6 protein-coding genes are annotated in these 5,488 nt (G+C 32.6%); all 6 read left to right on the forward strand.

Features of this window, described 5'->3' with window-relative positions; translation table 11 throughout:
• Positions 1-316, forward strand: a 316-nt coding sequence (locus COZ07_RS02060) for a carbohydrate ABC transporter permease (protein WP_406606936.1), incomplete at its 5' end; no start/stop codon positions are given.
• A 266-nt stretch (positions 317-582) separates the two neighbouring features.
• A complete protein-coding gene (locus tag COZ07_RS02065) occupies positions 583-1,725 on the forward strand; it encodes a deoxyguanosinetriphosphate triphosphohydrolase family protein (protein WP_406606937.1) in 1,143 nt (380 codons plus the stop codon).
• A gap of 44 nt (positions 1,726-1,769) precedes the next feature.
• Positions 1,770-2,312 (forward strand): macro domain-containing protein, encoded by a 543-nt coding sequence (locus tag COZ07_RS02070; RefSeq protein WP_406606938.1) that lies wholly within the window; start codon positions 1,770-1,772, stop codon positions 2,310-2,312.
• Between the two features lie 197 nt (positions 2,313-2,509).
• Complete coding sequence (locus COZ07_RS02075; RefSeq protein ID WP_406606939.1) at positions 2,510-3,754, forward strand: M23 family metallopeptidase; 1,245 nt, start codon at positions 2,510-2,512, stop codon at positions 3,752-3,754.
• 46 nt (positions 3,755-3,800) lie between these two features.
• Entirely contained in the window at positions 3,801-4,715 is a 915-nt protein-coding gene (locus tag COZ07_RS02080; RefSeq protein WP_406606940.1) for a tetratricopeptide repeat protein, read from the forward strand.
• Between the two features lie 56 nt (positions 4,716-4,771).
• Positions 4,772-5,488, forward strand: a 717-nt coding sequence (locus COZ07_RS02085; RefSeq protein ID WP_406606941.1) for a glycosyltransferase, incomplete at its 3' end; no start/stop codon positions are given.

Below are 5,488 nucleotides of genomic sequence, written 5' to 3' on the forward strand. Positions count from 1 at the left end.
TATAGATGGTGCTACTTCTTTTCAAATATTTTTTAAAGTAGTAATACCTCTTTCTGTTCCAGCACTTGCTTCTGTTACTATATTTCAATTTTTATGGGTTTGGAATGATCTTTTAGTAGCCTTAGTCTATCTAGGAGGAACCCCAGCGGTTGCCCCTCTTACGGTACGAATAAGTGCTTTAGTCGGTTCTTATGGTCAGGATTGGGAGCTTCTTACTGCTGCAGCCTTTGTTTCTATGGTTCTTCCTTTAGTTCTTTTTTTAGGATTACAGCGTTACTTTGTAAGAGGTATTTTAGCCGGGTCAGTGAAAGGATAGGAATTAATTCGCCAATTAGTCAATTCACCGATTCCCCGATTTGCCAATTTACCAACTAAATTAGTTGTTAGTTTTAAATACAAGTTTATTTCCTAAGCACTTTCCGTTCTTTCTTTTCACGCAATACGCAATACTCGATACACGATACGAAAAAAATACTTGCGGAATTTATTACAATTTTGTAAAATAAAAAATATAAGTCTATGATTAAAAGTAAAATGAAAATATTTCTTGATACTGAATTTTCTTAATCGGAAGGAAGAACTATGGAGGGAGAGATCTTTAAAAAAGAAATCCTTGATTTTGAAGATAATTATCTTTCTCCTTATGCTGCAAAAAATGGTCAAGCTAGAAGAGAAAGGGAAACAGCTCATCCATTTAGAGGTCCTTATTCCAGAGATCGGGATCATATATTATATAGCGGATCATTTCGTAGATATGTGGGGAAAACTCAAGTTATATATTTTTCTACTAGTTTTGACGAACAACTATCGAATCGGAGTATTCACACCTTACAGGTTTCTCAAATCGCGAGGTCAATAGGGAAGGCTATAAAACTAAACCTTGACCTTATTGAAGCAATTGCCCTGGGACATGATTTGGGGCACGCTCCTTTTGGACATGATGGAGAGGAAATTCTTCAGGAAATTTGTCGAGAAAGAAAGATTGGTTTATTTTTTCATAACCTCCATAGCCTTAGAATAGTTGATAAACTTGCTGATTCCTGCAGAGGAATGAATTTAACCTTTCAAGTAAGAGATGGAATTCTTTCTCATGATGGTGAGATAAACGAGAAATATTTGAAACCGAATAGATCTAAAACCGAAGCTGATTTAATAGACTATGGTAGAAAAAAATCCCAAGGGGAAAAAGCATCTATACTGCCAGCAACTTTGGAAGGATGTGTAGTTAGGATGTCGGATGCTATTTCTTTTGTAGGACAAGATTTAGAAGATGCAATACGGATAGGTATTTTAAAAAAAGATGAATTACCAGAGAAAATTAAGAAAGAATTAGGAGAAAGTAATACAGCTATTATAAATTCCCTGGTAACTGATCTTATCATAAATTCCTATCATCACGATGAAATAATCTATTCCTCTAATATTGCCGAAAGAGTTTTTGAATTAAAACAGTTTAATGTGGAAAGAATATATCAAAATTCAAAATTAAAAGCTAAAAAGACCAAATTAAAAAACGACTTTAGATATCTTTTTAATAAATTTGCTGAGGATCTTAAAAAAGATAATGAAGATTCTCTAATTTTTAAAGAATGGATTTTTAATAGAGGTAAAAATAAGGGAGCAAATTATGTAAATAGTAATTTATCAGAACAAATAGTAATAGATTATATTGCCTCTATGACCGATAGATATTTTTATAATACTTATATAAAATATAAAAAATAACTTTACATTTCATTTGTTTTGCAGCAAATAGGGAGTAGAGCAATATGCCAAATAGAATTGAGGTCGTTCAAGGCGACATCACTAAACAAAAAGTAGATGCCCTAGTTAATGCAGCCAATAATTCCCTTCTTGGTGGTGGGGGTGTGGATGGAGCAATTCATCGAGCAGCTGGCCCTGAACTTTTAGAAGAATGTCGGAAATTAAATGGATGTCCTACCGGAGAAGCCAAGATAACCTGCGGATATAATTTACCTGCTAAATGGGTAATTCATACAGTTGGTCCAGTCTGGAGAGGTGGAAACAATAAAGAAAATGAATATTTAGCTCATTGTTACCGAAATTGTTTTACTTTAGTAAAAAAGTATCAACTTAAGACAGTTGCCTTTCCCTCCATTAGTACTGGAGCTTACAGATTTCCTCTAAAACATGCTATAGAAATTGCTGTTACTGAAACTATAAATTTTTTAAAGAAAAATAATTTGGTAGAAAAAATTTTATTTGTATGTTTTACTAAAGAAGTATATGATGGTTATACTGCCATAATTAAAAAAATTTCAGCGACTAATATACCTAAGCTACCCGAATAAAGTTATAAATATTTTAAAATTTATAAATATGTAAGGGGATATTAAAGATTTTACCAAGAAAAAACTCCTATTTTTATTCTTACCATAATTATTTTTTTTATAAGAAGAGAAGAAAAAACCGAAGAAAATTCATAGTTATTGGAGGAATTTTTGCTCTCTTATTAATTATAGGAATAATTTATTTTAAGATCCTTCCTTTGTTTCCTGTAAAACAAACCAAGGAAATTATTTCTACTTCTCTGGCCTTAGAAGTAGTGTCAGATTTACCGCTAGATGGGGAAGAGAAGGGTGCCCCGACACTCTTAGAAGAAATATCTTTACCACCACTAGAAGGAATTACCATTGATGGAATTTTAAAAGCTGGAGATACTCTTTATGAATCTTTAATAAGAGAAGGAATCTCTGCAGCTGAAATACTTGATTTACAAGACAAAATTAAGTCGGTGGTAGATTTTAATTATATTCCTGCCGGTAGTAAATATTCTTTAAAATATGATCCAACAGGCACACTTAAAGAATTTACTTATGAGCCTACTCCTTTCGATGTTTTTCATATTTCTTTACCTCTACCTAATTCAGATTTAAAAGATTTAAAAGTAGTAAAGGAAGATATTCCTAAGGAAATAGTGCAGATAGAAGGTACCATTAAAAGCTCTCTCTATGAATCAATGATAGAGTGTGCTGATGCACCTCAATTAGCTATTCAGATGGCTGAAATTTTTGCCTGGGAAATTGATTTTCTTACTGAATGTCGAGAAGGTGATGCTTTTAAAATTTTAGTAGAAAAACAATATAAAGGAGATTTCTACCGTTGGGGTAATATACTGGCCGCTCAATATGAAGGAGAACTTCTTAGTAAACATGACGCAGTCCTATTTGAAGATCCTTCTGGAAATATAGATTATTATACCAAAGAGGGGAAATCACTAAGAAAAGCCTTTTTGAAAGCCCCTTTAAATTATAAATATATTAGCTCTTATTTTTCTAATAATCGACTTCATCCTATCTTAAGAATTTGGAGGCCTCATTTAGCTATTGACTACGCTGCCCCTTCGGGGACCCCGATTTCCACTATTGGGGATGGAACAGTTATTTATAAGGGCTGGAATGATGGATATGGAAACTATATTAAGATTCGTCATCCTAACAATTATGAGACTGGATATGGTCATCTTTCCCGTTTTGCTAGTGGGTTAAAAAATGGTCAGAAGGTAAAACAGGGAGAGATAATAGGTTATGTAGGAGCTACCGGATTAGCTACTGGTCCGCATTTAGATTTTTCTATTAGCGAAAATGGAAAAAAGGTAGATTTTTTAAAGCTCAAACTTCCTGCCGCTTCTTCAATCAATTCTCAATATATTACTCAATTTAATGAAGTAAAAAATAAGCTTCTTGGTGCCTTAGAAAATAGGGAAGAATTGGATCTAAATTTAGGATTATGATATAATAAAATATAAAATTACACTATAGGTAAAGGAGAGATAAAAAATGAAAAGGAAATATCAAAGAATATTTTTATTTTTGGCTCTAATTATTTGTGGATTATTATTAGAATTTAATTTCTGTTTTGCTACGGGCCAGGAGGAAACCGCCTGGGAGACTGTTTCCCAAGAAGCGTCTGAATATCTCAAGATGGCTGTAAACAAAATGGAGGAGGCGATTAAGAATTACCAGGGAGCTAATTATCCCAGCAAAGAATTGTGGGCCGAGGCGATCGATTATGGTGAAAGAGCTATCCAGGCTGACCCGGACTTTATAGAAGCTCATTATTATCTTGCCCAGATTTATCAATATACTAATTGGTATTATAGAGAGGCAAAAGAATGGGGTAAATATATAGAACTTATTCAAGAAAAGAAAATAATTTATCCACAGGTTGAACAAAAACTGGCTTTTGCCTATTATCGTTTAGGATATGCTGCTTACCAAAGAGAAGATTATGATGAATGTATTTTATATTTACAAAACGCAGTTGAAATTAATCCGGGAATGGCGGAAGCTTATTATTGGTTGGGAAGAGTATTTTATGAAAAAGATAGATTAGTTGATTCTCTTTCTTCCTGGCAAAAAGTATTAGAAATTAATCCTGAATACCCTCGAGCTCAATATTTTTTTGATAAAGTAGAGAATTCAATAAAATACGGGAAAAAAGCTTATTCTCATTATGAAGCAGGATATAATCTTTATGAACAAAAATTATTTGAACAAGCTATCTATGAATATCGCCAAGCAATCAGGTCCAACCCTAATTTTTCTTCAGCTTATTATTGGTTAGGTAGAGTTTACTATGAGCGGGGTAATTACCAGGAAGCTGCCAGTAATTGGAAGGAAGTTTTACGTTTAGAACCAGAAAATAAAAAAGCAAATTACTGGTTAAAACAAGCGGAAAAACAGTTAAAATAGTCGTTCTTTATTCCCTCTCCCCTCGGTGGGAGAGGGTTAGGGTGAGGGGGAAATTAATGAGAATTGCTTTTTTTACTAACTGTTATAAACCACTAATTAACGGAGTGGTTACCAGTATAATATCTTTAAAAGAAGCCTACGAAAGAAAAGGGCAGGAGGTTTATATTTTTGCCCCCAGAGTAGAGGGTTATATTGATCAGGAAAAGAATATATTTAGATACAGATCGATAAACTTAACTAATAAAGTGAAATATCCTATTGCTATACCTTTATCTTTTAGAGTGAAAAAAGTTATAACTGAATTTAATCCTGATATTGTTCATGTTCATCATCCTTTTATACTAAGTTCTCAGGCGATTATGTATGGTGAAAAATTTGGTATTCCCAAAATATTAACTCTACACACTCAATATGATCAGTATGCTTATTATGCTGCTCCTCTACCTCAAAAATTGACCCAGGAAGTAATTAAAAAAATAGTTTCTAATTTAGCTGATAAAACTGATTGTATAACTACTCCTTCTGAATCAATGAAAACTTTAATCAAAAATTATGGAATAAAAAATAGAATTGAAGTTATTCCTAATGCAATAGAGTTAAATTCTTTTCAAGAAAAAAATGAGCGAAAATGTTCGGAAATTAAGAAGAGGTATAATCTTAAAGAAGATGAAAAAATAATTCTTTTTGTAGGTAGAGTAGCTAGTGAGAAAAGCATAGATAAGATTATAAAAGCATTGGGAATAATTAAAAAACACGGTATTAGCAAGACTAAA

The sequence above is a fragment of the Candidatus Infernicultor aquiphilus genome, assembly GCF_002784285.1.
Taxonomy (GTDB): Bacteria; Atribacterota; Phoenicimicrobiia; order Phoenicimicrobiales; family Phoenicimicrobiaceae; genus Infernicultor; species Infernicultor aquiphilus.

Bases quoted from the DNA above. Each gene is read 5' to 3' on its own strand.
- COZ07_RS02065 (WP_406606937.1), top strand. From the start codon at position 583: ATGGAGGGAGAGATCTTTAAAAAAGAAATCCTTGATTTTGAAGATAAT.
- COZ07_RS02070 (WP_406606938.1), top strand. From the start codon at position 1,770: ATGCCAAATAGAATTGAGGTCGTTCAAGGCGACATCACTAAACAAAAA.
- COZ07_RS02080 (WP_406606940.1), top strand. From the start codon at position 3,801: ATGAAAAGGAAATATCAAAGAATATTTTTATTTTTGGCTCTAATTATT.